Raw genomic sequence first — 23,974 nt, forward strand, 5'->3', positions numbered from 1 at the left:
AAGGCATAAAACAAATGGTTAAGATTGCCATACAATTCATTTTTAGCGTTCGACTTTAAACGGGAATACAGATAGTGATTGCTCAACTTAGAAAACAATTAGTTCAACATGGTCCAGCATTATTGCGTGTCCCTGCGAAATTGACGCCTTTCTCGCTTCAAAAAAAGATCATGTTAGATAGTCTTGCGATGGTTTTCAAAGAAGCATTGGCCGATGGTGATTTTGAATTTCTTGAGGATCGCTGGTTAAAAGTTGAAGTGCGAGATTTAGCGTTACAATGGTTCATTAGTTATCAAAATGAGACATTAGTTGTCGCTGAGCACTGTGAACATCATGATGTGAGCTTTAGCGGTGAGTGTAATGACTTAGTGTTAATTGCCGCACGTAAAGAAGATCCAGATACACTGTTTTTCCAACGTCGCCTTCGTATTGAAGGGGATACTGAATTGGGCTTGGAAGTAAAGAACCTAATGGACAGTATTGATCTTGATTCTTTACCTTCTGCCGTGAAATTTGTGTTACAGCAATCAGCTGATTTTATACATCAGGGAATGCAGACTAACGTGATTGATAAAGAGGTTACACATGCTCATTAGATCTGAAGCACCCGCTGATATTTTATTGATCGATGCATTATTAAAATCAGTTTTTGATACCGACGCTGAAGCTAATTTAGTGATGCGCTTGCGTGAGAATGGTTGTCGAACATTATCACTTGTTGCTTGTACCGATGAGGGGGAAGTGATTGGCCATGCTTTTTTTAGTCCTGTAACTGTGGCTGGACAAGAGACAAATTGGCAAGGGCTTGCACCTTTATCTATCCATCAAGACCATCGTAATCAAGGGGTTGGTTTAGCATTATTAGCAGAAGCGCAAGCGACATTAGCTGATTTTGATTATCCAGCTGTAGTGGTACTAGGTGATCCTAATTATTACCATCGCGCGGGTTATGAAGCTGCTTTACAGCATGGACTAACTTGTCGCTGGCCGAGTACAGAAGAGGCCTTTATGGTATTAGAAATTACTCCTGGTAGTGTGCAACAATATCAAGGGGTAGTGGAGTACTGTGAAGAGTTTAACGCCTTAGCATAAGTGATGTACTGATTTTATTACAGTAATTAACAAGCCATGATTCTACTTTTAATGCAGCCGTTGCTTCACTGCTGCGAGGAAGAACATGGCTTTTTAGTATCCATTAATAAGTTATTCATATTGCAGTGCAATAGGGTTAATATTGAGAAGTAAGAACTCTTTATTTGTCATTTAGCTTAATATTTGGTGGTGGTATTTTATTGCTAATAAACAATTATTAAGGAATAACATTCATGATCCCTCGTAGTATTACCTCACCAAAAAAATTCATTATTGGTCAAAACCTATTGCCACAATTAGGCGGTTTTATTAAAGATTTTGGTAATAATGCTGTATTGATTTGTGATGAATTTATTCTTAATAAAGTACAACAAGAAGCATTACCTGCGCTACAACAAGCAGGCATTAGCGCTCATGCAGAACAATTTCAATATGAATGTACTGATACTGAAATTGGTCGTATCCATGAGATCGTAAAACACCTAGGCGCAAATGTAGTCGTGGGTATTGGTGGTGGTAAAACAATGGATGTCGCTAAAGCGGTTGCGCATTTTGCTCACATTCCCGTTATCATTTTCCCAACCATTGCTTCAACAGATGCACCTTGTACTGCATTATCTGTTGTATATAAAGATGATGGTGAATTTGACCGTTACTTGTTCCTACCTCAAAACCCAGATGCTGTTATTGCTGATACGGGTATTATTGCTGCTGCGCCAACGAAGTTCTTTGCTGCTGGTATTGGTGATGCATTAGCAACCTTCTTTGAAGCACGTGCATGTTGTTACGCTGACGGTTTAAACCTAGTACAAAAACGTGTATCACGTACCGGTCTTGGTATGGCACTTATGTGCTATGAGTTGATCGTTGAAAACGTAGAAATGGCAATGGATGCAGCGCGTCGTCATGTGGTAACTCCAGCATTAGAAGAAATGGTTGAAGCAACGATTTACCTAAGTGGTATTGGTGCTGAATCAGGTGGTTTAGCGGCAGCGCACGCTGTTAGTAACGGTATGTCTTCATTACCACAATTACACCATATTCAGCATGGTGAAAAAGTAGCGTTTGGTTTGCTGACTCAATTAGTACTTGAAAAAGCAGACGCTGAAGAAATTGAAAATGTTATTTATGTAATGAAAACAGCTGGTTTACCATTAACTTTAGCTGATTTTGGTATTGAAGAAATGGTGGAAGCTGAATGGCGTCAAGTGGCTGAGATTGCCTGCGCTGAAGGTGACACCATGTGTAATATGGCCGTTAAAGTCAATGCTGATCGCGTTTACCAAGCAATGGTTGCCGCAGATGCATTAGCACAACGTTACCATGACTAAAATGTCATATTGATAATAGCTAAAAAATAATAACCAATGCCGACATCATGTCGGCATTGTTGTTTTTAAGCGGTTGAAGACAGAAGATGATAGTTTATGAGTACAAAGCTGTGCGGATTTGCTAGGATCAGCCTCCATTTATATTCCATAGCAGGTAGGGTATGAAGCAACGCGATATTCAGGTGTTACAGGAAATGGGGATCACTTATTGGCAAGTGCGAAAGCCTGAGCTTTTTCCTAACCAAGTGTTACCTGTGATCAATCTGCCCGCTGAGTGTAAGCTGCTTTTTATTTCGGCTGAGGAATTGAATGAGCATGATGCTTGGTTATTTGGACGCATTTTATCAAGTATGAAATTGACGCCAGAGCAAGCATTATCCTTGCCGTTATCGGCACTTGATCAAATCGCAGAGCATCATTTAACGTGGTGTTGGTTTGCAGGTTGCCAAGGAACATACCCGACGGGTTGTCAGGTTCTGAATTCGGCCTCACTAAAACTTATGCATAATGATCCTTCATCTAAGAAAGCATTATGGCAACAGATTTGTAGTTATGACTCATAAAATTATTCCATTAGAAGCACACCATACTGATGATGTTTGGCGTATTGAACAAGCGGCCAACACTTTTCCTTGGGCTGAATCAATGATTCGTAAAGAGCCAAATCGTATTGCAGCTAACTATGTGTTAATGGTTGATGAGCAGGTGGTCGGTTATTGCTTTGGCCAATTAGTTGCAGGTGAAGGTACGTTATTGAATATTGCCATAGATCCAGCTCAGCAACGTAAAGGCTACGGTAAGTTATTACTTAATGGTTTTATTGATGCATTAGAAGCAAAACAAGCGGAAGAGATTTGGCTTGAAGTACGTGAGAGCAATACGGGTGCATACAAGCTTTATGAAGCAACCGGATTTAATGAAACTAATCGTCGTGTTGGTTATTATCCAGCGGTTGATGGTCGTGAAGATGCGTTGATCATGGCGTATATGTTTATGCCTTTTGGCTGATTTACTTATAAAGTACCTATAAATAAAGACCAATAAAAAGGCCGTATCCAGATGAATACGGCCTTTTGGGTATTAGTAACCTAGGGGATTAGTGTTCGCGAGTGGCGCGGAAATCACCTTCAGGGAAACGCTCTTTGGCAAGGTTAAGATTAACCATGGTTGGTGCGATGTAAGATAAGTTATCACCGCCATCGAGTGCTAGGTGCGTTTGGTTCTTACGCTTGAATTCTTCAAGTTTCTTCGCGTCATCACATTCAACCCAACGTGCAGTTGCTACGTTAACGCCTTCATAAATCGCTTCAACGTTGTATTCAGCTTTAAGACGTGCCACAACCACATCAAACTGAAGTACACCAACCGCACCAACGATAAGATCGTTGTTTTGTAGCGGACGGAATACCTGTACAGCACCTTCTTCTGAAAGTTGTACTAAGCCTTTTAGCAATTGCTTTTGCTTTAGTGGATCTTTTAGACGAATACGACGGAAAAGTTCAGGAGCAAAGTTTGGAATACCAGCAAACTTCAGTTCTTCACCTTGAGTAAAGGTATCACCAATCTGAATCGTACCGTGGTTGTGTAACCCAATAATATCACCAGCATAAGCTGTTTCTGCGCGTGAACGGTCACCAGCCATAAAGGTTACGGCATCAGAAATACTGACGTTTTTACCGGTACGAACATGGTTCATCTTCATGCCCTGCTCGTAAGTGCCTGATACAATACGCATAAAAGCAATACGGTCACGGTGTTTTGGATCCATGTTTGCTTGGATTTTAAACACAAAGCCTGTGAATTTCTCTTCCGTTGCTTCAACTTCACGGGTATTAGCTTGGCGAGGTAATGGTGCAGGAGCCCATTCAGTTAAGCCGTCAAGCATATGGTCAACACCAAAGTTACCCAGTGCAGTACCAAAGAATACCGGTGTTAGTTCACCCGCTAAAAAGAGTTCACGATCAAATTCATTTGATGCGCCAATGACTAATTCTAGTTCTTCACGTAGGTTAGCCGCAAGATCGCTACCAATAGCAACGTCCAACTCAGGGTTTTCTAGCCCTTTGATGATACGTTGTTCTTGAATAGTGTGGCCTTGACCTGTGCTGTAAAGAATCGTTTCATCACGGTGAATATGGTAAACACCTTTGAACTCTTTACCACAACCGATTGGCCATGAAATTGGCGCACATGCCATACCTAATTCAACTTCAACTTCATCCAGTAATTCCATTGGATCACGTGTTTCACGATCCAATTTGTTCATGAAGGTAACAATAGGTGTATCACGTAGGCGCGTTACTTCCATTAGCTTACGGGTACGATCTTCGACACCTTTAGCGGCATCGATAACCATTAGACATGAGTCAACGGCTGTTAGGGTACGGTAAGTATCTTCTGAGAAGTCTTCGTGTCCGGGAGTATCAAGTAAGTTAACCAAACAAGCGTTGTAAGGAAACTGCATTACAGAAGTGGTTACTGAGATACCACGTTCTTTTTCCATCTCCATCCAGTCAGATTTTGCATGCTGGTTAGAGCCACGACCTTTTACGGTGCCCGCTTTTTGGATCGCGTTTCCGAACAACAATACTTTTTCAGTAATGGTGGTTTTACCCGCATCGGGGTGGGAGATAATAGCGAAAGTACGACGTTTCGATACTTCGCCTTGAAACAGTGTTTGCGACATTAGCATGTTCTTTTTGAATGGAGTGCGTTATTCACTATTGTCGCTGATTTTATCCTTATACTCAATCTAGCCGCAGCGAGAATTACTCACAAAGGTAAATAATGACCCGTTTGATGGTTAATTCACGGCATAATATGCATCACCTTCTTAATATAGAGACTCAAATTATGGCAGTAACCACCAAACAACCGGTTGTGATAGATAGCCATTGTCATTTTGACTTTGCGCCATTTGCAGCCGATCCCGCTCAAGCATGGACACAAGCGCAGCAAGCGGGAGTGAAAGCGTTGGTTATTCCAACGGTCGGTAGCAGTAATTGGCACACAGTTGCAACCTTATGTCAGCAATTCTCTGGCCTATATTATGGATTAGGTATTCACCCTTTTTTTAGCCATCAACATGCAGTAGATGTGGTGGATGAATTAGCACGTTTGCTCACTAACGCCAAGAATGATGACCTGTGTGTGGCGGTGGGAGAATGTGGGTTAGATTTTGCTGTGGCGAACGTTAATCGAGACCAACAATTACAGTGGCTACAAGCACAACTTCAATTAGCCAATGAACATCATTTACCGGTGATTTTACATTGTCGTAAAGCCTTTCCTGAATTGGTTACACTATTACGTCAGCAGCCCCCTAAAATGGGAGGTGTTTATCATGGTTTTAGTGGTAGTTACCAGCAGGCAACTCAGCTTGTTGATCTCGGTATCAAAATCGGTGTGGGTGGCACCATTACTTATAGTCGAGCTCAAAAAACCCGCGCTACTATAGCGAAACTACCGTTATCTACGTTGTTATTAGAGACCGATGCTCCAGATATGCCCGTGTCAGGGTATCAAGGTCAAGCTAATAGACCTGAGCGTTTAGTCGAAATTGTTACAACGTTAGCGGATATTCGCGGGGAGACTTATGCACAAATAGCACAAGCAACAACCTTAACAAGTACTGAATTATTTCAAATAAAGGTGTGATTTTGCTGCCAAAGCCAAACGATTGCGTTGAATGAGGGGCTGGTTAAATAAGTGTTATGTGATGCGAGTCACAATAGCTGATTATGGTACATCAAATTTCCTCATAAACTGTGATCTTTGCATTACATCATCAGGAACTCCATGAGTATAATGCGCCGACTCTATAAAAGAGCCTAACTGTCAATACGCCAAAACTTAACTATAGGATTCCATAAATCATGAGCCTGCTAATGAGCCTAGTTGGAATGGTGGTACTGCTATTACTTGCCGTACTTCTATCTGATAACCGTAAAGCAATCAATTTACGTACTGTTGGTGGCGCGTTTGCTATCCAATTTTTATTGGGTGCATTTGTACTCTATGTACCTGTAGGTCGTGACGTGCTGTATGGCATGTCTCAAGCAGTCGCTAACGTTATTGGCTATGGTAACGACGGTATTAACTTCTTATTTGGTGGCTTAACATCAAACAAGATGTTTGAATTATTTGGCGGCGGTGGCTTTGTTTTCGCATTACGCGTACTGCCTGTTATCGTTTTCTTCTCTGCACTTATCAGTGTGTTGTACTACATCGGCGCAATGCAGATTGTTATCAATATTCTTGGTGGCGGTTTACGTAAAGTTCTTGGCACTTCTCATGCGGAATCAATGTCTGCAACAGCTAATATTTTTGTGGGTCAAACGGAAGCACCATTGGTTATTCGTCCGTTCGTTCCTAAGATGACTCAGTCTGAGCTGTTTGCGGTAATGTGTGGTGGTTTGGCGTCAGTGGCTGGTGGTGTACTTGCAGGCTACGCACAAATGGGTGTTCCTCTAGAGTACTTGATTGCCGCTTCATTTATGGCTGCACCTGGTGGTCTACTATTTGCTAAAATCATTAAGCCTGAAACTGAGCAACCTATTGAGCAGATTGCGGGTAACGATGAAGATGAAAGCGAAGAAAAACCAGCGAACATTATTGATGCAGCAGCAGCTGGTGCATCATCTGGTATGCAACTAGCGCTAAACGTAGGCGCAATGTTACTTGCATTCATCGGTCTAATTGCACTAATTAACGGTATGCTTGGTGGTATCGGTGGTTGGTTCGGTATGCCTGAACTAACACTAGAACTGATTCTAGGTTACGTATTCTCACCACTTGCATTCCTTATTGGTGTGCCATGGGGTGAAGCTCAAGTTGCTGGTTCATTCATCGGTCAGAAGATTGTTGTTAACGAATTCGTTGCTTACCTAAACTTTGCCCCTTACCTAAAAGATGTGGCAGATGGCGGCATGTTAGTAGCACAAACTGGTGCTGAAATGTCTGATAAGACTAAAGCTATTATCTCGTTCGCATTGTGTGGTTTCGCTAACCTATCTTCAGTCGCAATTCTACTGGGTGGTTTAGGTGGTCTTGCTCCAACGCGTCGTGCTGAAATTGCTCGCTTTGGTATGAAGGCTGTTGCAGCAGGTACATTATCTAACCTAATGTCAGCAACAATTGCAGGTTTATTTATTACACTAGCATCATAGTTATAAATAAAGACTAACCTCAGATAAGAAACGCCATGGCTAATGCTGTGGCGTTTTTTTTCGTTAGTCAAAAGTCATGAAATTTAAGTTTGGTTTAATGTAATAAAATCGATTGCGTTCCCCTTTCTTAATTTTCACTCTGTTATTATTCCCTTATAGAAACAGTATCGCAGTTGCCAAAGATATGGTTTTTGCTGTTATTTGCATCACTAATAGGTGTTATGCAAAATACGGCTTTTTTTATGTTTAAGTTGCATCAGTTACGAGAACACTTTTTATTTCAGTAAACATATTATCCACCACAGGAAACACGAGATTAATGGTCGAGTCGTGGTTGAGTTGATATTATAAGTGAAGTAACGCCTAAACAGATTAAGGTGACTTAATCTTGTACAGGGTAGCTTACGCGGTGAAAAGGATAGCAACTAGAAGGTGTTTATTTTCTTCTGGGTCTTCAAGGAATAACGTCCGCTCATAGATGACAACGGCAATGAATGCTGTTGCACCGCAGTGAAATTAATGAGGTCACTGCTGAATTCATATCGAGTATTCAGGTAGTAGTATTAACACTACCACGATCAAACATTACGACTGGAGAGAGTCATGAGCGATTTAAAAGCGGCAGCACTACGTGCACTAAAATTAATGGATCTTACAACATTAAATGAAGACGACACTGACGAAAAAGTGATCACGCTATGTAAGAACGCAAAAACAGTTGTTGGTAACACTGCTGCAGTATGTATCTACCCTCGTTTTATTCCAGTCGCTAAGAAGCAGCTACGTGAGCAAGGCACACCAGATGTACGAGTGGCAACAGTAACTAACTTTCCACACGGTAATGATGACATTGAGATTGCTGTCGCTGAAACAAAAGCCGCTGTTGCTTATGGTGCCGACGAAGTAGACGTTGTATTCCCATACCGTGCGTTAATGGCTGGCAATGCAGAAGTAGGCTTTGAGCTAGTGAAGCAATGTAAAGCTGCGTGTGGTGACAATGTATTGCTTAAAGTTATCATCGAAACAGGTGAGCTAAAAACAGAAGCGCTAATTAAGCAAGCATCTGAAATTTGTATCAATGCTGGTGCTGATTTTATTAAAACATCAACAGGTAAAGTGCCTGTAAATGCAACGCCTGAATTTGCCGAAATCATGCTTAATGTAATTAAAGACATGGGCGTAGCTAAAACCGTTGGCTTTAAGCCTGCTGGTGGTGTGCGTACGGCTGAAGATGCTCAACAATACTTAGCAATGGCAAACACTATTCTTGGTGATGAGTGGGCTGATAGCCGTCATTACCGTTTTGGTGCATCGAGCCTACTTGCTAACTTACTTCACACATTAGGTGAAGGCGAGCAAGCTGCACAAGGCGGTTACTAAGCTTTAGTTAACATAAGGTGGTGTCATGCCACCTTATTATTTTCAACGCTTATTATTGATGCTAATCGTTATATATTAGCTGTAATTATTTATTTTATTTAGCGCTATTCTCAATGATGTTTTGTCATCACTGACAGACTTCTTGCACGTAAAATTTATCGTAATAATAGTTTGGCTTTGTAACTAAATAATTTATTTTCCCCATTGAAATCCATATCAGTAAGAGGATCGTCATGTACTTACCTCAAGAAATTATTCGTAAAAAACGCGACAATATTGTTTTAACTGCCAATGAAATTAATTTTTTCATTCAAGGTGTAGCCAAAAATACTGTTTCCGAAGGTCAAATCGCAGCCTTTGCAATGGCGATTTATTTTAATGATATGACCATGGATGAGCGTGTTGCTTTAACGTGTGCAATGCGTGACTCTGGTATGGTGATCGATTGGGGTCACATGAATTTTGATGGTCCAATTGTGGATAAACACTCAACTGGCGGTGTGGGTGATGTGACCTCTTTAATGCTGGGCGCTATGGTAGCGGCCTGTGGTGGTTATGTACCAATGATCTCTGGTCGTGGTCTTGGCCATACTGGTGGTACGCTAGATAAACTGGAATCAATTCCAGGTTACAACATTACGCCAAGCAATGAAGTGTTCGGTAAAGTAACCAAAGAAGCCGGCGTAGCTATTATTGGTCAAACTGGTGATTTAGCGCCTGCAGATAAGCGTGTTTATGCGACCCGTGATGTAACGGCAACAGTGGATAATATTTCATTAATCACAGCATCTATTTTGTCTAAGAAATTAGCAGCGGGTTTAGATTACTTAGTGATGGATGTAAAAGTAGGCTCTGGTGCATTTATGCCAACTTATACAGCATCAGAAGAATTAGCTAAATCTATTGTTGCGGTTGCCAATGGGGCGGGAACCTGTACCTCTGCGTTGTTGACTGATATGAATCAAGTGTTAGCATCAACCGCGGGTAATGCACTTGAAGTGCGAGAAGCGGTACAGTTTTTAACGGGTGAATACCGTAACCCACGTTTATATGAAGTCACTATGGCATTGTGTGCTGAAATGTTAGTTATCAGTAAACTAGCATCAGATTTACCGCAAGCACGTGCGAAACTTCAAACAGTGTTAGATAATGGTCAAGCAGCAGAACGTTTTGGCAAAATGGTTGCAGGCCTTGGTGGTCCAACTGATTTTATCGATAATTATGATAACTATCTTGATAAAGCAGAGATCATTAAACCTGTATTTGCTGAAACAACCGGTTTTGCAACTGCGATGGATACCCGTGGTCTAGGTATGGCTGTTGTTGGTATGGGCGGTGGTCGTCGTGTTGCTAGCGATAGCATTGATTATGCTGTCGGTTTATCAAATATGATTCGCCTTGGTGATGAAGTATATGCAGATACTCCATTAGCAATGGTACACGCTCGTACTGAAGCGCAATGGCAAGAAGCAGCTAAAGCGGTTCGTGCCAACATCAGCATTGCTGATACACAGTCAGAGCCAACCCCTGAAGTATACCGTCGTATTGGCGAACAAGACGTATAACGGAGCAAAAATGAAACGTTCAATTATTTTAGTTTTAGATTCTTTTGGTATCGGCGCGACGGAAGATGCGGTTGATTTTGGTGATGTGGGTGCAAATACCCTAGGTCACATCGCTCAAGCATGTGCCCGTGGTGAAGCTAATAATGGTGATCGTAGTGGTGCCCTTTATCTGCCTAACTTAACTAAATTAGGTTTAGCAAAAGCGTGTGAAGAGTCATGTGGTCATTTTCCTGAAGGTATGGATACTGATGTTGAAATCGTAGGGGCTTTTGGCCATGCGAAAGAAATTTCATCAGGAAAAGATACACCTTCTGGCCACTGGGAAATTGCAGGCGTACCGGTATTATTTGATTGGGGCTATTTCAGCGATAAGACCAATAGCTTTCCAAAAGAGCTAACTGATCGCATCCTTGAGCGTGCAGGCTTAGACGGTTACTTAGGTAATTGCCATGCATCTGGTACACAAGTACTGGATGATTTGGGTGAAGAGCACATGCAAACAGGTAAACCAATTTTCTATACATCTGCTGACTCTGTATTCCAAATTGCATGTCACGAAGAGACTTACGGTCTTGATAAGTTGATGGAACTTTGTCATATCGTGCGTGAAGAGCTAGAAGATTACAATATTGGTCGTGTTATTGCGCGTCCATTTATTGGTGCTGGTAAAGGTCAATTTGAACGTACGGGTAACCGCCGTGACTTATCACTTGAGCCACCTGCAACAACTATTTTGCAAAAGTTAGTTGAAGAAAAGCAAGGTGAAGTTATTTCTATTGGTAAGATTTCTGATATCTATGCGGGTTGTGGTATTTCTCGTAAAGTGAAAGCGACTGGTATTCCTGCTCTATTTGATGCAACGTTAGAACAAATTGACGTTGCTGGTGATAACAGCATCGTATTTACTAACTTTGTTGATTTTGACTCAGCTTACGGCCACCGTCGTAATGTTGCAGGCTATGCTGCGGCACTTGAATATTTTGATCGTCGTTTACCTGAAATTTTAGCGTTACTAAAAGAAGATGATGTGTTAATTATTACCGCTGACCATGGTTGTGATCCAACATGGCCTGGTACTGATCATACACGTGAGCATATTCCAGTGATCGTTACAGGACCAAAAGTTCAGGCAGGCTCATTAGGCCGTCGTGAAACATTTGCTGATATCGGTCAAAGCTTAGCAACACATTTTGGTACTTCTGATATGGATTACGGTAAATCGTTCCTATAAACGTAATACTGTGACGTTATCTTGATCATCAAGGCGACTGATCATGAGATCTATCGCCTTGCGTAGTAAAAATGGACATATTTGTACGATAACGATCGTTATCAGATCGATATTAAACGGTGATCAGCAATAACTGAGCGATGAGTATAAACAAACCTCGTTACCTCTAAACGCTGATTCAATTAACAGAAAGGATATAACTATGGCTACTCCACATATTAATGCTGAAATGGGCGATTTTGCAGACGTAGTACTAATGCCGGGTGATCCGCTACGTGCTAAGTTCATTGCTGAAACATTTTTAGAGAATGTGACAGAAGTATGTAGCGTTCGTGGCATGCTTGGTTTCACTGGTACTTACAAAGGTCGTAAGATCTCTGTTATGGGCCACGGTATGGGTATCCCTTCTTGTTCTATTTATGCGACAGAGTTAATTAAAGACTTTGGCGTGAAGAAAATTATCCGTGTTGGTAGTTGTGGTGCCGTACGTGATGACGTTAAATTACGCGATGTTGTTATCGGTATGGGCGCATCAACAGATTCTAAAGTAAACCGTATCCGTTTTGGTGGCCATGATTTCGCAGCGATTGCTGATTTCGGTATGGTACAAAATGCAGTAGACGCAGCAAAAGCAAAAGGCATTCCTGTTAAAGTAGGTAATATCTTCTCAGCTGATTTGTTTTACAATCCTGATTTTGAGTTCTTCAAAACAATGGATAAATACGGCATTGTTGGTGTTGAAATGGAAGCGGCGGGTATCTACGGTGTTGCTGCTGAGTTTGGTGCTAAAGCACTGACTATCTGTACTGTTTCTGACCATATCCTACGTGGTGAAGCAACAACATCTGAAGAGCGTCAATTAACGTTCAACGAGATGATTGAAATCGCACTAGAATCAGTATTACTTGGCGATGCTGAGTAATTAAATGCTTGATTGACACTGTATATCAGTAGTTATAAGCATTAAAAAAAGCGGTAACAGTGACAAGCTGTTACCGCTTTTTTATGCGAGAAAGATAATATGATTAATGCTGATTACGCAGAAAAGGGAAACTGCCTTGATAACGTTGACGACTAAAGACGACGGTCAGTAAGATTCCAATAATCAGTGCTGCAATAATCAGTCCGCGAATAATTGCCGTCATCGTCGACATTTGGTCAATGGCGTGAGTGAGTAATTTATCTCGCTCAAGTGTGATTCGCATAAATCCAACAATATGACCGTTTATTAATACTGGTTCTGCAATTTGCTGACGACCGATACTCGCTATAGCTAATGGGGTTGATAGGCCTGTGAGTTGCTCTAACGGTAACGCCGTTTTTGTTTTTGCAAGTGCTACCCCTTCAAGATTATAGATAGTCGCATCGAGAATGAGAGGCTCTGCTGCTAAATTATTGACTAATAATTGCAGTTGACGCTGATCTTTATTTTTAATATCGGTGGCGGCATTTTTAGCGGCTTGGCGAACAATAATTTGTGATAATGTTTGAGTTTGCTCGCTTAGCATGTGGTAGTTTTGTTGGCTAAGTATCGCGCCATATTGCAGTATGCCAATAGAGGTTAATAGGCATACAAATAATATCATGGCTTTTTGCAGCCGTTGACGTTGCCACCGCTTAGTGTTCCATTGAATCATTCATCTCACCCGATTGCTCTGATTAAGGTTATTCTACACTAAAAAAATAACGGATGATTATTTCACCTAATAGGGATTTGTTACGGTTTATTAACACTCTGTTTTTTACATGAAGAATAAATAAAATAGAAGTTAAGTATTTGATTTTAAGTGGGTAAATTGGTTTTTGTTAGTTGTTGATATAACAATAACTTTACAATTGAACTTGCTCTTCATGTGTACAATCGTTAGGTTTATAGTAATTAAATTGTTAAGGATGACGCAATGGATGTTGCTAACGTACTCAAAATTAATAAACACCCCACTTTATATAAACGCTTTCCTGAAATATTATCCGTCACAAATGCGAGTAAGCGCCAAGCAAATTGGCTGGTATATGGCCCTCATATCACGCTCGATAATATTGATGCTATAAATGCTGTCGCTACGGTTGCGATTGAGATTGTCGCGGCATGGAAAGTGGGATCGTACGATGTGATTTTGATTGCTAGCGAGCTAACACCAGCCCAACAACAAATCGTGATAGAGCAGCAATTAGATGTTGCTTATGTCAGTGATATTCCCGATTTATCAATGCCAGGGATTGTAGTGTTAGATATGGATTCAACCGCAATTGAGATTGAGTGTATTGATGAAATTGCAATATTAGCGGGTGTCGGTAAAGAAGTTGCAGCGGTAACTGAGCGTGCGATGCTTGGTGAACTGGATTTTGAACAAAGCCTACGTCAGCGAGTAGCAACGTTAGCAGGGGCAGATGAAGCTATTTTAACGCAAGTACGCGATAAGTTACCGTTAATGCCGGAGTTACCACAACTTATTGCGACGTTGTATCATTATGGTTGGCAAGTCGCCATTGCATCGGGTGGTTTTACCTATTTTTCAAATCACCTTAAACAACAGTTTAATTTAGTATCAGCGACATCAAATACACTTGAAATTATTGATGGTAAGTTAACGGGTAAGGTGACGGGTAAGGTCATTGATGCAAAATCTAAAGCAGAGATCTTATTGGCTCTTGCTGAGGAATTTGATATTGAGCCTCATAATACGGTAGCAGTTGGTGATGGTGCTAATGATTTATTGATGATGGACGTTGCCGGATTAGGCATTGCTTATCATGCTAAACCTAAAGTTGAGCAGCAAGCAGATGTGGCCGTTCGACATGCCAATTTAGGAGCCATTATTTGTATTTTATCAGCGTCGTTAGCTGAACAGCGATTAACGTGGTAGCGAGTCGTGTTGTGATACGATAATTACGTTGAGTTGTGTAAAACACTCCACACTGAGTAAGCGTGGAGTGTTGTTAGACTTAATGTATTTCAAGGCGAATTAAGACTTCATCGGTAATATCATAAATTTCGCCACAACCAATTAATGATGTAAATTCCATTTCCAATGCGCGCGCACGATGTAATGTTAAGCGCGCTAATTTACTGAGCTTTTCACCAATTAATGCCGTTAATGGATTCAATAATGGTAGCGCGGTAATACGCAGAGCAAACAGATCACCGTGTTGTCTTGCTTGCTGAATATAGTCCCGTAGCGCTGCTAAATCATCAAAATCACTGCGAAGTTTCGTATCAATTTGATGCACTTGCTTACCATTATACTCAACGGCTAAATACAGTTCATGAATAAAATGCTGTTGCTGTTTATCTCGTGGCCGCATGGGATCGGTGAGCATTGCTTTGACTCGTTGCTTAAAAATTATATCAAGATCTAAACGATCATTGTCACTTAGTTGATGCAACATGCTTGCGAGTGGCGACAATGGAAAATTAGAACCGACAGCTTTAACTTTTATTTTATGATCTACCTTTTCTGCGAAATATGGCAGGCTATGCAGCCGTGTTAATAGCATTTGATGCATGGTTAACAACATCGCCGTGGAAGGTTGTGGCTCTTTGCATAGGGCCAATTTTTCAAGGTTAGACTCAATTAAAGAACGGAGAAATTGCCCACCTAATAACCCTTCTTCATTTTCAATGGTTGTTAATTGAATATTTTTACCACTGGGGCTGGTACGAATAACGTGATAAGGCATTCTTTTTAAAATGTTGTTTTTAGTGTTGCGCGCCAAATGCGTAAATTCAATTTGAACCGTATCACCTTGCTTACATCGTAAAGGCTGATGTAAATTGATATTTAGTCCACGACTAGAAAAATCGATGGATGTACCACTTATCGATTCAGAACCTTGCAGTAATGTAATTGCAGTTTTATAGCTAAATCTATCTTCGCTGCGTAGTGGTTTTGGATCAAAATAAATCGCTTCCGCTTGGCTGATAGGGTTACGCGGATGACGAAATTGATTCAATGCTTGTGGTGTTAGGGTTGATGTAACGCTACATAAGTAATCCGACTGAGCCTCTTGATGGGTTAAGTCTTCTAACGTCCCTATATGTGATAAATCTTGGCAGTAAGGCATCATTTCAGGCGTCAGTTGTGCTAGTGCTTGAATGTCATTTTGAGCCAATGGATACATGGTTAACCGCATTACGCGCCAACTATCGCGTTTAGCCCCAAGTTGCCAAAATAGGAGTCGTTGCTGGCGTGTCATTTCAGGTAGTGCTGCCGAGTAAAAATAGCGCTGGCCTTGATGCTCATGACAGAAACTGTAAATTAAAGTGCTGGTGTGAGAAATACCACTTAATTCAAGGTTACTGATTCGCGTTGTTGATAAAAGATGGTTGATCACAGGTTGATTGCGTTCATCATGCCAATATTGCCATTGGTGTTGATTGTGATCTGTCAATAAACTGTATTTTAAATTTTCGCCAGCAAAAAATAACGGCATTGTAAGGGTATGTTTAAGGTAGCAATGCTCATAACCTTGGGTGCGTAATTGAATGATTTTGTCATCATGATTTTTACGGCTTAGCGATTGGTGCTGATCATGTTTAATGATTGCTTGTAAGGCAGTATTGTCAGTTAATGCCAGTAATCGCAACCATTTTATATTGTCGTTATCTTGAATATCATCAATGCCTAAAATACGATAATGGTGGCTTTGATTAAGTCGAGCATCTTGGTATTGTTGTGCCAGTTGGGGAAATGATGCGGTAATGGTTTGGCCTAATTGATAATCAAAGGCTGCGGGTACCTTACATTTTGCTCCTGAAAAAGACAGATCAACGGTGGTGGCTAATACCTGTTGTTCATTGCTCAAGGTTAATGCGATTGGCGTCGCAATACCCAGTCGCTTTTCTTCGCGACTAAGGTAGTATCCAAATCGAATTAGCTGAGCCTGAAATAAGCTATATGGATTGTCTTTCGGTGTGGTGTAGATCGGTGGCATTTTTTGTTGTTGGTGAAGAATACGAAAATTATTGTGAGTATTGATTAATTCTTCATATAAGCCATAGCAATATTGCCCAGCAAATATGGCTTTACGGTGATGATAAATATTAATTGCCACATCATCTAACCAATGGCTATGACCACTAAATGTATATTCTCGACATTGACCTTTAACTCGTCCTCGTAGATCAATAATTTTATTACAGGGAGTCATCAAGCGGTTGATTTCCATTTTTATTTGGAGACGCACAGGCCCTGTTTCGTGTTCAGTTAATAATTTGAACGCGATTTCAAAATCGGGATGGTTATAAATTGGCAATAATTGCTCAATCAATGTTTTATAATTGTCGAGATGCATGATTTGGATCTAGTGATAAATGGCTAGTTGTATCATCGACCAACAGAGTAAAAAATTTAGTGTTAACTGACATATATTTGTCGTTATTCGATAGTTTCTTGACGCTAAGATGGTTTGTGATTGTAAATAATAAACTGATGTAGGATATAGAATGGCAAAAGCAGCAAAACGAGCATATGTGTGTAGTGATTGCGGAATGGATTTTGCGCGTTGGCAGGGTCAGTGTTCTGGGTGTAAGTCATGGAATACGATCACTGAATTTACCATTCCAAATACCAAAAGTGGTGTCGCAACCTCCGCTCGTTCAAGTCTGTCGGGATACGCTGGTATTGCGGGCGGTGGTTCTAAAAAACTGCATGAAGTTGAGGCGGTTGATGCTCAGAAAATGCTGACAGGCATTGGTGAGCTTGATCGAGTATTGTGTGGTGGATTAACCACTGGCTCAGTCAATATTATTTCAGGTGATCCCGGCGCAGGTAAAACGACCTTGTTGTCTGATTTAGTGGCAAGAATGTCGAAATTAATGCCATCGTTGTACTGTACAGCGGAAGAATCATTATCACAGTTTAAAAACCGGGTTAATCGTCTCAAACTAAGCTGCAATGAAGATAATTTATATCTAATGGCAGAAACCAGTGTTGAAGCGATCATCGCTGAATTAGATGCGAAACAGATTAAGTTTGCGGTTATTGACTCCATTCAAGCAGTATCAACCGAATTAGCCAATGGCAGCCCTGGCTCACCGTCACAAGTAAAAACGGCAGCGCAATCACTGACGCAATATTGTAAACAAAACAACGTTACTATGTTTTTGATTGCTCACGTTAATAAAAATAATGAAATAGCAGGCCCGCAGACATTGGTACATATCGTTGATGCGTTATTGCACATTGATACTAATGATGGCCAAGTTCGAACATTACGCGCCAATAAAAACCGTTTTGGTGATGTTGATACGGTCGGTATTTTCCGTATGACTGAGCGCGGAATGCTCAGTGTTGATAACCCAAGTGAAATTTTCTTATCGGGATCAACGACCGAATCATCTGGTTCTGCGATCACCTGTATTCGAAAGGGTAATCGTAATATTTTATTAGAAATTCAATGTCTAACCACAGAGACCGAAGGGGAGTTCCCACAACGGGTTTGTGTTGGTTTAAATATGAATCGAATTAAAATGCTGACGGGTATTTTACGTAAACATGCTAAAACCAAAATCTTCCATGATACTTTTTTTAATATTGTGGGCGGATTAAAAATTGATGAGTCAGAAACCTGCATTGATTTGGCATTAGTGGCAGCATTACTCAGTAGCCTAAATGAGTTTGTGGTGCCACGCACAACCTGCATTATGGGAGAGCTTAGCCTAAATGGTGATGTGCGCCCAATAGACAGTGGCGTGCCGCGGGTAAAAGAAGCTGCGCAACATGGATTTACGGAAATCTTTATTCCTTATCGTAATTACCATAAATCAATGGAAGGGTTGGGTGCAAAAATTGTGGCAGTGAAAACTATCCATGAATTAATTGAACTGATTAATTAATATTAATAGCGTTAATTATCGGCCAACAACAAGGCCAATCACGATAATGTGGTTGGCCTTTTTAACATTCGTTGTAGGTAAGTGAAATTGTTCTTGCTTATAGTTCGTCTTGGTTTGGTGACGATTTAGTATGACTGACTGTTGTAATACCAAGATCGTGATTTTCATCGCCTGTCAATTGCACCTGCATCGCAACCATGCTGTTGATAGTATTTAGCAATGATGCCCATTGAACATTCTTTTCTTGTTTAAATAAAGCATCAAAATTTTCAATGTTCCACTTTACGAACGGCCGTGGATTGAGTGGTTTACCTAAAAAGCGAATTTCATAATGTAGATGAGGGCCCGTTGATAACCCTGAATTACCAGTCCAACCAATAAGTTGGCCTTTTTTAACAAATTCGCCGGGTTTGACGTTAAATTTACTCATGTGTGAATAAGTCGAGATAAACCCCATGGTGTGGTTTAGTGTTAATTGATTACCATAACCATAATTACTGCTGCGGGCGCGTTCAATAACGGCATCAGCAGGAGCATATATAGGTGTGCCAATTTTAGCTGCGAAATCGAGTCCATCATGGCGTTTACGCTGCTTTGTGATCGGATGAACCCGTGTTCCAAAACCAGATGTTAATTGTACATTGGGGGTTGGTGCACCATTGGGAATTAATTGAAATAAGGTTGCTCTAACGGCCGAGTTAATGGCTGCGGTATCGACTCGTTGACTAATCGTTTTATTATCAGCTGGTGGTTCAATACCCAATACAGTTTCCATATCATCAATCCGTTGATTTAGTGCAATTAATGATTTTTTCTTATCAGCTAATGCTTGGTTTAGATCTTGATTCATCGCTGTTTCTTCTGACAGTGATGCGCTTAATGCTAGTGCTTGGGCACTGAGTTTTTGAGCTTTGATCTGTGAAATTTTGGCATTTTGGTAAAGATGGAACATTGCATAGCCGCCGTAACTCAGTAGGCCGCATACTGCAAGGATGATCACTGCACGGTAATAATGCTGCTGTGGGCGTACAGGTTTAGTGCCTAATGGTGATGGTTCTAAATGAGGCATAATCTATAGTTATTATTGATAAATAAGAGAACGTTGGTCAAACAGCGGCTTAAAATGCCATTGTTGAGGATGATGCGTACCAACGAGTGATAAGTAATAAGCTATTGAGTCTATGTCTTCGGTGAAATGATTGCTAGTTATCACGTCACAAAAATGAGGCGATACAGTCTCTATTTATGCAACAATAATAAAAGCTATTGATTTAACTGTTTATTTTATTTTAATAAAAAAGAGCTGCATGAACAGCTCTTTAATTAGATGGTATTGATTATTTAGCGATACGTTTGTATTTGATACGGTGAGGATCAGCTGCATCAGCCCCTAATGTTTTCTTCAACCAATCAGTATATTCGGTAAAGTTACCCTCAAATAAGCTCACTTGCCCCTCATCGCGATAATCAAGAATGTGTGTTGCTACACGGTCTAAGAACCAACGGTCATGCGAGATAACCATGGCACAACCAGGGAATTCAAGTAAGGCTTCTTCTAATGCACGTAAAGTTTCTACGTCAAGGTCGTTGGTTGGTTCATCGAGTAGTAATACGTTACCGCCAGCTTTTAGTAATTTAGCTAAGTGAACACGGTTACGTTCACCACCGGATAAATCACCGATACGTTTTTGATGATCGCTGCCTTTAAAGTTAAAGCGTGATACATACGCACGAGCGGGGATCTCAAAGTTGTTGATCTTTAGAATATCAGCGCCTTCAGAGATTTCTTGGTAAACCGTGTTGTCATCGTTCATGCTATCGCGGAACTGATCAACCGATGCCAATTTTACTGTTTCACCTAGCTCAATGGTGCCTGAATCAGGTTGTTCTGCGCCACTTAGCATCTTAAATAGGGTTGATTTACCCGCACCGTTAGCACCAATAATACCGACGATTGCGCCTTTAGGCATACTGAAAGATAAATCATCAATCAATACACGATCGCCAAACGATTTAGTTAGGTTTTTAACTTCAATAACTTTATCGCCTAAACGCTCACCTGGTGGAATGAAAAGCTCATTAGTTTCATTACGTTTTTGGTGATCGCTGGTGTTAAGTTCTTCAAAACGCGCCATACGTGCTTTTGATTTTGCTTGACGACCTTTAGGATTTTGACGTACCCACTCAAGCTCTTTCTCTATGGTTTTTTGTAAAGCACGTTCTTGAGATGATTCTTGTTTTAGACGTGCATCTTTTTGCTCAAGCCATGAAGTGTAGTTACCTTGCCATGGAATACCTTCACCACGGTCAAGTTCTAAAATCCAGCCCGCAGCATTATCAAGGAAGTAACGGTCGTGGGTGATCGCCACAACAGTGCCACTGTAATCAACTAAGAAGTGCTCAAGCCATGCTACTGATTCAGCATCCAAGTGGTTGGTTGGCTCATCAAGTAGTAGCATGTCGGGTTTATCAAGTAATAAACGACAAATAGCCACACGACGACGTTCACCACCCGATAGATTTTTAACGACAGCATCCCAATCGGGTAGACGCAGTGCATCTGCTGCTCGCTCAAGTTGCATGCCAAGATTATGGCCATCTTTGGTCTCAATTAATGATTCCAAATCGCCTTGTTCTTTTGCGAGTGCATCAAAATCAGCATCAGGTTCAGCATAGGCTGAATAGACTTCATCAAGACGAATGAGCGCTTCTTTAACATCAGAAACAGATTCTTCAACAATTTCACGTACCGTTTTGGTTTCATCCAATACTGGCTCTTGAGGTAGGTAACCGACTTTAAGGCCAGCTTGGGGACGTGCTTCACCTTCAATATCAGTATCTATGCCTGCCATGATGCGCAGTAAGGTTGATTTACCTGAGCCGTTAAGACCCAAAACACCAATTTTGGCACCCGGGAAAAAACTCAGTGAAATATCTTTTAAGATTTGACGCTTAGGTGGGACAATTTTGCCCACTCGCGACATGGTATAGACGTAATCAGCCATATCCGTGTGTGATCTCTACTCTGAAATGAAGCTTACTATAGTACCTATAATCTTTAAAAGTTCACTTGAATTGTTATTAATTTCGCGGCTAAGTAAGGCATTTTAGGATTAGAAAGGGATTGTGTATTGTCATGGTTACTATCACAATCAGATTTCATTGTTATCACAGTCTCGTGAATGCATATAGTGCTGATGTAATAACTTGATTTTACATTGGCATGTTTTTTTTTGCTATCATTGAGCAAGGATTGTACATGCTTTTTAGTGTTTTTTTGATATGGAGTTAATCGTGGCACGTCTATTTAGTTATTCTCGCGTTTTTTCATTTGCTTTGTTGACGGTCGGATTAACGGGCACAGTAACGGCTCAAGCAGCTTCATTAGAGCAGCAACGCACATGGTACGAACAAGCGCAAAATGCGTTTTCAGCTAATGATATGGCAGTGTTTCATCAAAAAAAGACCCAACTTGGGGGATATCCACTTTATCCTTATTTGGAGTACCGTGAATTTAATGCTCAGCTAGCAACACAAAAGCCAAGTCAGGTGCAGGTTTTTGTTGATAAATATAAGATGCTACCGTTTAGTCAGACGATTAAAAATCGCTATTTAAATCAATTGGTGAAGACTGGGCAGTGGCGTGACTTTTTAATGTTGCAACCAGCAGTACCACGTAATACTGATCTTCAATGTGCATTCTATTATGCAAAAGAGCAAATGGGCCATACGAAATTAGCGTGGCAAGGGGCTGATAAGTTGTGGCAAACCGGCCGTTCATTACCAACTGGCTGTGATAATTTATTAGACAGCTGGAGTACAGCAGGTAAACGTACCAATGCAATGATACTAGATCGTATGGTATTAGCATATGCCGATGGTAATAATAGCTTGTTAAGCTATCTTGATACGTTATTAAGTGGCGATGCACAAGCGGCAGGCGAGACCGCATTAGCATTATATGACCAACCGCAAAATGTGGGGGCATTTGCTAAAAAAAGTAAAGTGACTCCGTTTAATCAAGCACTAACGCAAAGTGCTTTTTTACGATTAGCGCGTACTGATACTAAGCAAGCTGTTGCTGAATATGATCAAGTCATTCGAGGGCAACATTTTGATAAAGCCACGCAACAAATCTTAGCCGATGCTGTCGCTTCACGGTTAATGTCAACGACGGATACGACACTCGCAAAGTGGCGCGATAGTAAGTTAGCGCAGAGTGACAATGCCAGCCTGTTAGAACGTCGCGTGCGTAACGCTATTCGTGAAGCTGATTGGAAACAGACTCAGTTGTGGATTGATCGCTTACCAAAAGAAGCGCAACAGACGCCGCGTTGGACCTTTTGGAAAGCCAAGCTGTTAGCACAAAATGGTAAGAAAAAACAAGCGGATAAAATTTACACTTCACTATTAGGTGAACGTGATTTTTACAGTGCAGCCGCTGCGACGATATTGAATAAGCCTATTGTGTATCCACTGACGAATGCACCGACATCGACGGCCTTACTAAAGCCTTATAAAAAGAATTTAGCGCGGGTTAAGGAATTAATAGCGCTTGATAAAGTGACTGCAGCGAATCGTGAATGGGGATATTTATTATCTAAAATTACAAATGTTCAAACCAAGCGTCAATTAGCGGTTTATGCTGAGAAACATCAATGGCATTACCTTGCTATTCAGGCCACGATTTCTGGTAAGTTATGGGATCATATGACGTTACGTTTTCCATTAGCACATAAGTGGTTATTTGATTTCTTCAGTGAACAGCGGAATATTCCAGCCTCGACCATGATGGCATTAGCACGTCAGGAAAGTGCGTTAAATATTCATGCACGCTCCCGTGTTGGTGCGAGTGGCTTAATGCAACTTATGCCAGCAACAGCAGCAGAAACAGCAAAAAAACTTGATTATAAATACTTAGGCAAACAAAGCTTATTTGATCCTAGTGTTAATATTCGTTTAGGTAGTGCCTATTTAAAAATGATGTTAGAGCGTAATGATGGTAACCGTGTTTATGCTTTTGCATCCTATAATGCCGGCCCTGGTCGAGTTGCGCAGTGGAAGAAAGTAACCGATGGTAAACTGGATGTTTATGCATTTATTGAGCAAATACCGTTTAATGAAACTCGTGGTTATGTACAAAATGTGCTGATGTTTGATATTTATTATAATGAATTGATGGGGCGTAAAGGGGTGTTATTTAGCTCACAAGAACTAACTGCCCGTTATTAATTATTTCTCAAAGGTTATAAATAAACCGCTATTGTTATATCAAAATAATAGTGGCGGTTATTTGCCATCAAGAGACTGTTTCCATATGAGTATTGGCATTTTGAATGTAAATATCATACTGATTGATTGAAAGATTA

19 protein-coding genes are annotated in these 23,974 nt (G+C 40.8%); 14 read left to right on the top strand and 5 right to left on the bottom strand.

Annotated elements, in window-relative coordinates:
• Positions 1-74 precede the first annotated feature (74 nt).
• The 5 genes from ubiT to rimI all read left to right on the top strand — a co-directional run bounded on the left by ubiT (position 75) and on the right by rimI (position 3,431).
• Complete coding sequence (gene ubiT, locus VXS03_RS10780) at positions 75-596, top strand: ubiquinone anaerobic biosynthesis accessory factor UbiT (protein WP_327763710.1); 522 nt, start codon at positions 75-77, stop codon at positions 594-596.
• Entirely contained in the window at positions 586-1,092 is a 507-nt protein-coding gene (locus tag VXS03_RS10785) for a GNAT family N-acetyltransferase (protein ID WP_327763711.1), read from the top strand. The genes ubiT and VXS03_RS10785 overlap by 11 nt, the downstream gene beginning before the upstream one ends.
• 233 nt (positions 1,093-1,325) lie before the next feature.
• A complete protein-coding gene (locus tag VXS03_RS10790) occupies positions 1,326-2,423 on the top strand; it encodes a glycerol dehydrogenase (protein WP_442957441.1) in 1,098 nt (365 codons plus the stop codon).
• A gap of 161 nt (positions 2,424-2,584) precedes the next feature.
• Entirely contained in the window at positions 2,585-2,986 is a 402-nt protein-coding gene (locus VXS03_RS10795; RefSeq protein WP_327763712.1) for a DNA polymerase III subunit psi, read from the top strand.
• Positions 2,976-3,431 carry a ribosomal protein S18-alanine N-acetyltransferase gene (gene rimI / locus VXS03_RS10800; protein ID WP_327763713.1) on the top strand — a complete coding sequence of 152 codons (456 nt, stop codon included), beginning with the start codon at positions 2,976-2,978 and terminating at the stop codon, positions 3,429-3,431. The genes VXS03_RS10795 and rimI overlap by 11 nt, the downstream gene beginning before the upstream one ends.
• A gap of 88 nt (positions 3,432-3,519) precedes the next feature.
• On the opposite strand, the gene prfC is transcribed toward rimI, so the two are convergent.
• On the bottom strand, positions 3,520-5,115 hold the full coding sequence (gene prfC, locus VXS03_RS10805) for a peptide chain release factor 3 (protein WP_442957442.1): 1,596 nt from the start codon (positions 5,113-5,115) through the stop codon (positions 3,520-3,522).
• Between the two features lie 95 nt (positions 5,116-5,210).
• On the opposite strand from prfC, the gene VXS03_RS10810 reads away from it, so the two are divergent.
• The 6 genes from VXS03_RS10810 to deoD all read left to right on the top strand — a co-directional run bounded on the left by VXS03_RS10810 (position 5,211) and on the right by deoD (position 12,689).
• On the top strand, positions 5,211-6,080 hold the full coding sequence (locus VXS03_RS10810; RefSeq protein WP_327763716.1) for a TatD family hydrolase: 870 nt from the start codon (positions 5,211-5,213) through the stop codon (positions 6,078-6,080).
• Positions 6,081-6,298: 218 nt separating this feature from the next.
• A complete protein-coding gene (locus tag VXS03_RS10815) occupies positions 6,299-7,591 on the top strand; it encodes a NupC/NupG family nucleoside CNT transporter (protein WP_327763718.1) in 1,293 nt (430 codons plus the stop codon).
• Between the two features lie 603 nt (positions 7,592-8,194).
• Entirely contained in the window at positions 8,195-8,971 is a 777-nt protein-coding gene (deoC, locus tag VXS03_RS10820) for a deoxyribose-phosphate aldolase (RefSeq protein WP_327763719.1), read from the top strand.
• Positions 8,972-9,204: 233 nt separating this feature from the next.
• The gene (gene deoA, locus VXS03_RS10825) at positions 9,205-10,536 is read left to right on the top strand and encodes a thymidine phosphorylase (RefSeq protein WP_327763720.1); all 1,332 of its coding nucleotides are present in this window, start codon (positions 9,205-9,207) and stop codon (positions 10,534-10,536) included.
• A gap of 10 nt (positions 10,537-10,546) precedes the next feature.
• A complete protein-coding gene (locus VXS03_RS10830; protein WP_327763721.1) occupies positions 10,547-11,767 on the top strand; it encodes a phosphopentomutase in 1,221 nt (406 codons plus the stop codon).
• A 202-nt stretch (positions 11,768-11,969) separates the two neighbouring features.
• Positions 11,970-12,689, top strand: coding sequence for a purine-nucleoside phosphorylase (gene deoD / locus VXS03_RS10835; RefSeq protein ID WP_327763722.1), 720 nt, complete (start codon positions 11,970-11,972; stop codon positions 12,687-12,689).
• A 103-nt stretch (positions 12,690-12,792) separates the two neighbouring features.
• On the opposite strand, the gene VXS03_RS10840 is transcribed toward deoD, so the two are convergent.
• A complete protein-coding gene (locus VXS03_RS10840) occupies positions 12,793-13,404 on the bottom strand; it encodes an AhpA/YtjB family protein (RefSeq protein ID WP_327763723.1) in 612 nt (203 codons plus the stop codon).
• Positions 13,405-13,668: 264 nt separating this feature from the next.
• Between VXS03_RS10840 and serB the strand changes: the two genes are divergently transcribed.
• Entirely contained in the window at positions 13,669-14,634 is a 966-nt protein-coding gene (gene serB, locus VXS03_RS10845) for a phosphoserine phosphatase (RefSeq protein WP_327763724.1), read from the top strand.
• A 79-nt stretch (positions 14,635-14,713) separates the two neighbouring features.
• Here serB and VXS03_RS10850 read toward each other — a convergent pair whose 3' ends face one another.
• Complete coding sequence (locus tag VXS03_RS10850; RefSeq protein ID WP_327763725.1) at positions 14,714-17,062, bottom strand: PilZ domain-containing protein; 2,349 nt, start codon at positions 17,060-17,062, stop codon at positions 14,714-14,716.
• A 151-nt stretch (positions 17,063-17,213) separates the two neighbouring features.
• On the opposite strand from VXS03_RS10850, the gene radA reads away from it, so the two are divergent.
• Entirely contained in the window at positions 17,214-18,605 is a 1,392-nt protein-coding gene (gene radA, locus VXS03_RS10855; RefSeq protein WP_080158430.1) for a DNA repair protein RadA, read from the top strand.
• Between the two features lie 97 nt (positions 18,606-18,702).
• Here radA and VXS03_RS10860 read toward each other — a convergent pair whose 3' ends face one another.
• Together VXS03_RS10860 and ettA are read right to left on the bottom strand one after the other, a co-directional pair.
• A complete protein-coding gene (locus tag VXS03_RS10860) occupies positions 18,703-19,674 on the bottom strand; it encodes a M23 family metallopeptidase (RefSeq protein WP_327763726.1) in 972 nt (323 codons plus the stop codon).
• A gap of 268 nt (positions 19,675-19,942) precedes the next feature.
• Complete coding sequence (gene ettA / locus VXS03_RS10865) at positions 19,943-21,610, bottom strand: energy-dependent translational throttle protein EttA (protein ID WP_327763727.1); 1,668 nt, start codon at positions 21,608-21,610, stop codon at positions 19,943-19,945.
• A 289-nt stretch (positions 21,611-21,899) separates the two neighbouring features.
• Here ettA and sltY point away from each other — a divergent pair, with 289 nt between their 5' ends.
• On the top strand, positions 21,900-23,837 hold the full coding sequence (sltY, locus tag VXS03_RS10870; protein WP_327763728.1) for a murein transglycosylase: 1,938 nt from the start codon (positions 21,900-21,902) through the stop codon (positions 23,835-23,837).
• Positions 23,838-23,974 lie beyond the last annotated feature (137 nt).

Origin of the sequence: Photobacterium sp. S4TG1, assembly GCF_036040035.1 — a bacterium.
Taxonomy (GTDB): domain Bacteria; phylum Pseudomonadota; class Gammaproteobacteria; order Enterobacterales; family Vibrionaceae; genus Photobacterium.

Excerpts from the sequence above, each read along its gene's own strand:
- VXS03_RS10860 (WP_327763726.1), bottom strand. The coding sequence starts at position 19,674 with ATGCCTCATTTAGAACCATCACCATTAGGCACTAAACCTGTACGCCCA.
- VXS03_RS10790 (WP_442957441.1), top strand. The coding sequence starts at position 1,326 with ATGATCCCTCGTAGTATTACCTCACCAAAAAAATTCATTATTGGTCAA.
- VXS03_RS10840 (WP_327763723.1), bottom strand. The coding sequence starts at position 13,404 with ATGATTCAATGGAACACTAAGCGGTGGCAACGTCAACGGCTGCAAAAA.
- radA (WP_080158430.1), top strand. The coding sequence starts at position 17,214 with ATGGCAAAAGCAGCAAAACGAGCATATGTGTGTAGTGATTGCGGAATG.
- serB (WP_327763724.1), top strand. The coding sequence starts at position 13,669 with ATGGATGTTGCTAACGTACTCAAAATTAATAAACACCCCACTTTATAT.
- VXS03_RS10850 (WP_327763725.1), bottom strand. The coding sequence starts at position 17,062 with ATGCATCTCGACAATTATAAAACATTGATTGAGCAATTATTGCCAATT.
- prfC (WP_442957442.1), bottom strand. The coding sequence starts at position 5,115 with ATGCTAATGTCGCAAACACTGTTTCAAGGCGAAGTATCGAAACGTCGT.
- rimI (WP_327763713.1), top strand. The coding sequence starts at position 2,976 with ATGACTCATAAAATTATTCCATTAGAAGCACACCATACTGATGATGTT.
- VXS03_RS10830 (WP_327763721.1), top strand. The coding sequence starts at position 10,547 with ATGAAACGTTCAATTATTTTAGTTTTAGATTCTTTTGGTATCGGCGCG.
- VXS03_RS10795 (WP_327763712.1), top strand. The coding sequence starts at position 2,585 with ATGAAGCAACGCGATATTCAGGTGTTACAGGAAATGGGGATCACTTAT.
- VXS03_RS10810 (WP_327763716.1), top strand. The coding sequence starts at position 5,211 with ATGACCCGTTTGATGGTTAATTCACGGCATAATATGCATCACCTTCTT.
- deoD (WP_327763722.1), top strand. The coding sequence starts at position 11,970 with ATGGCTACTCCACATATTAATGCTGAAATGGGCGATTTTGCAGACGTA.
- deoA (WP_327763720.1), top strand. The coding sequence starts at position 9,205 with ATGTACTTACCTCAAGAAATTATTCGTAAAAAACGCGACAATATTGTT.
- VXS03_RS10785 (WP_327763711.1), top strand. The coding sequence starts at position 586 with ATGCTCATTAGATCTGAAGCACCCGCTGATATTTTATTGATCGATGCA.
- ettA (WP_327763727.1), bottom strand. The coding sequence starts at position 21,610 with ATGGCTGATTACGTCTATACCATGTCGCGAGTGGGCAAAATTGTCCCA.
- deoC (WP_327763719.1), top strand. The coding sequence starts at position 8,195 with ATGAGCGATTTAAAAGCGGCAGCACTACGTGCACTAAAATTAATGGAT.
- VXS03_RS10815 (WP_327763718.1), top strand. The coding sequence starts at position 6,299 with ATGAGCCTGCTAATGAGCCTAGTTGGAATGGTGGTACTGCTATTACTT.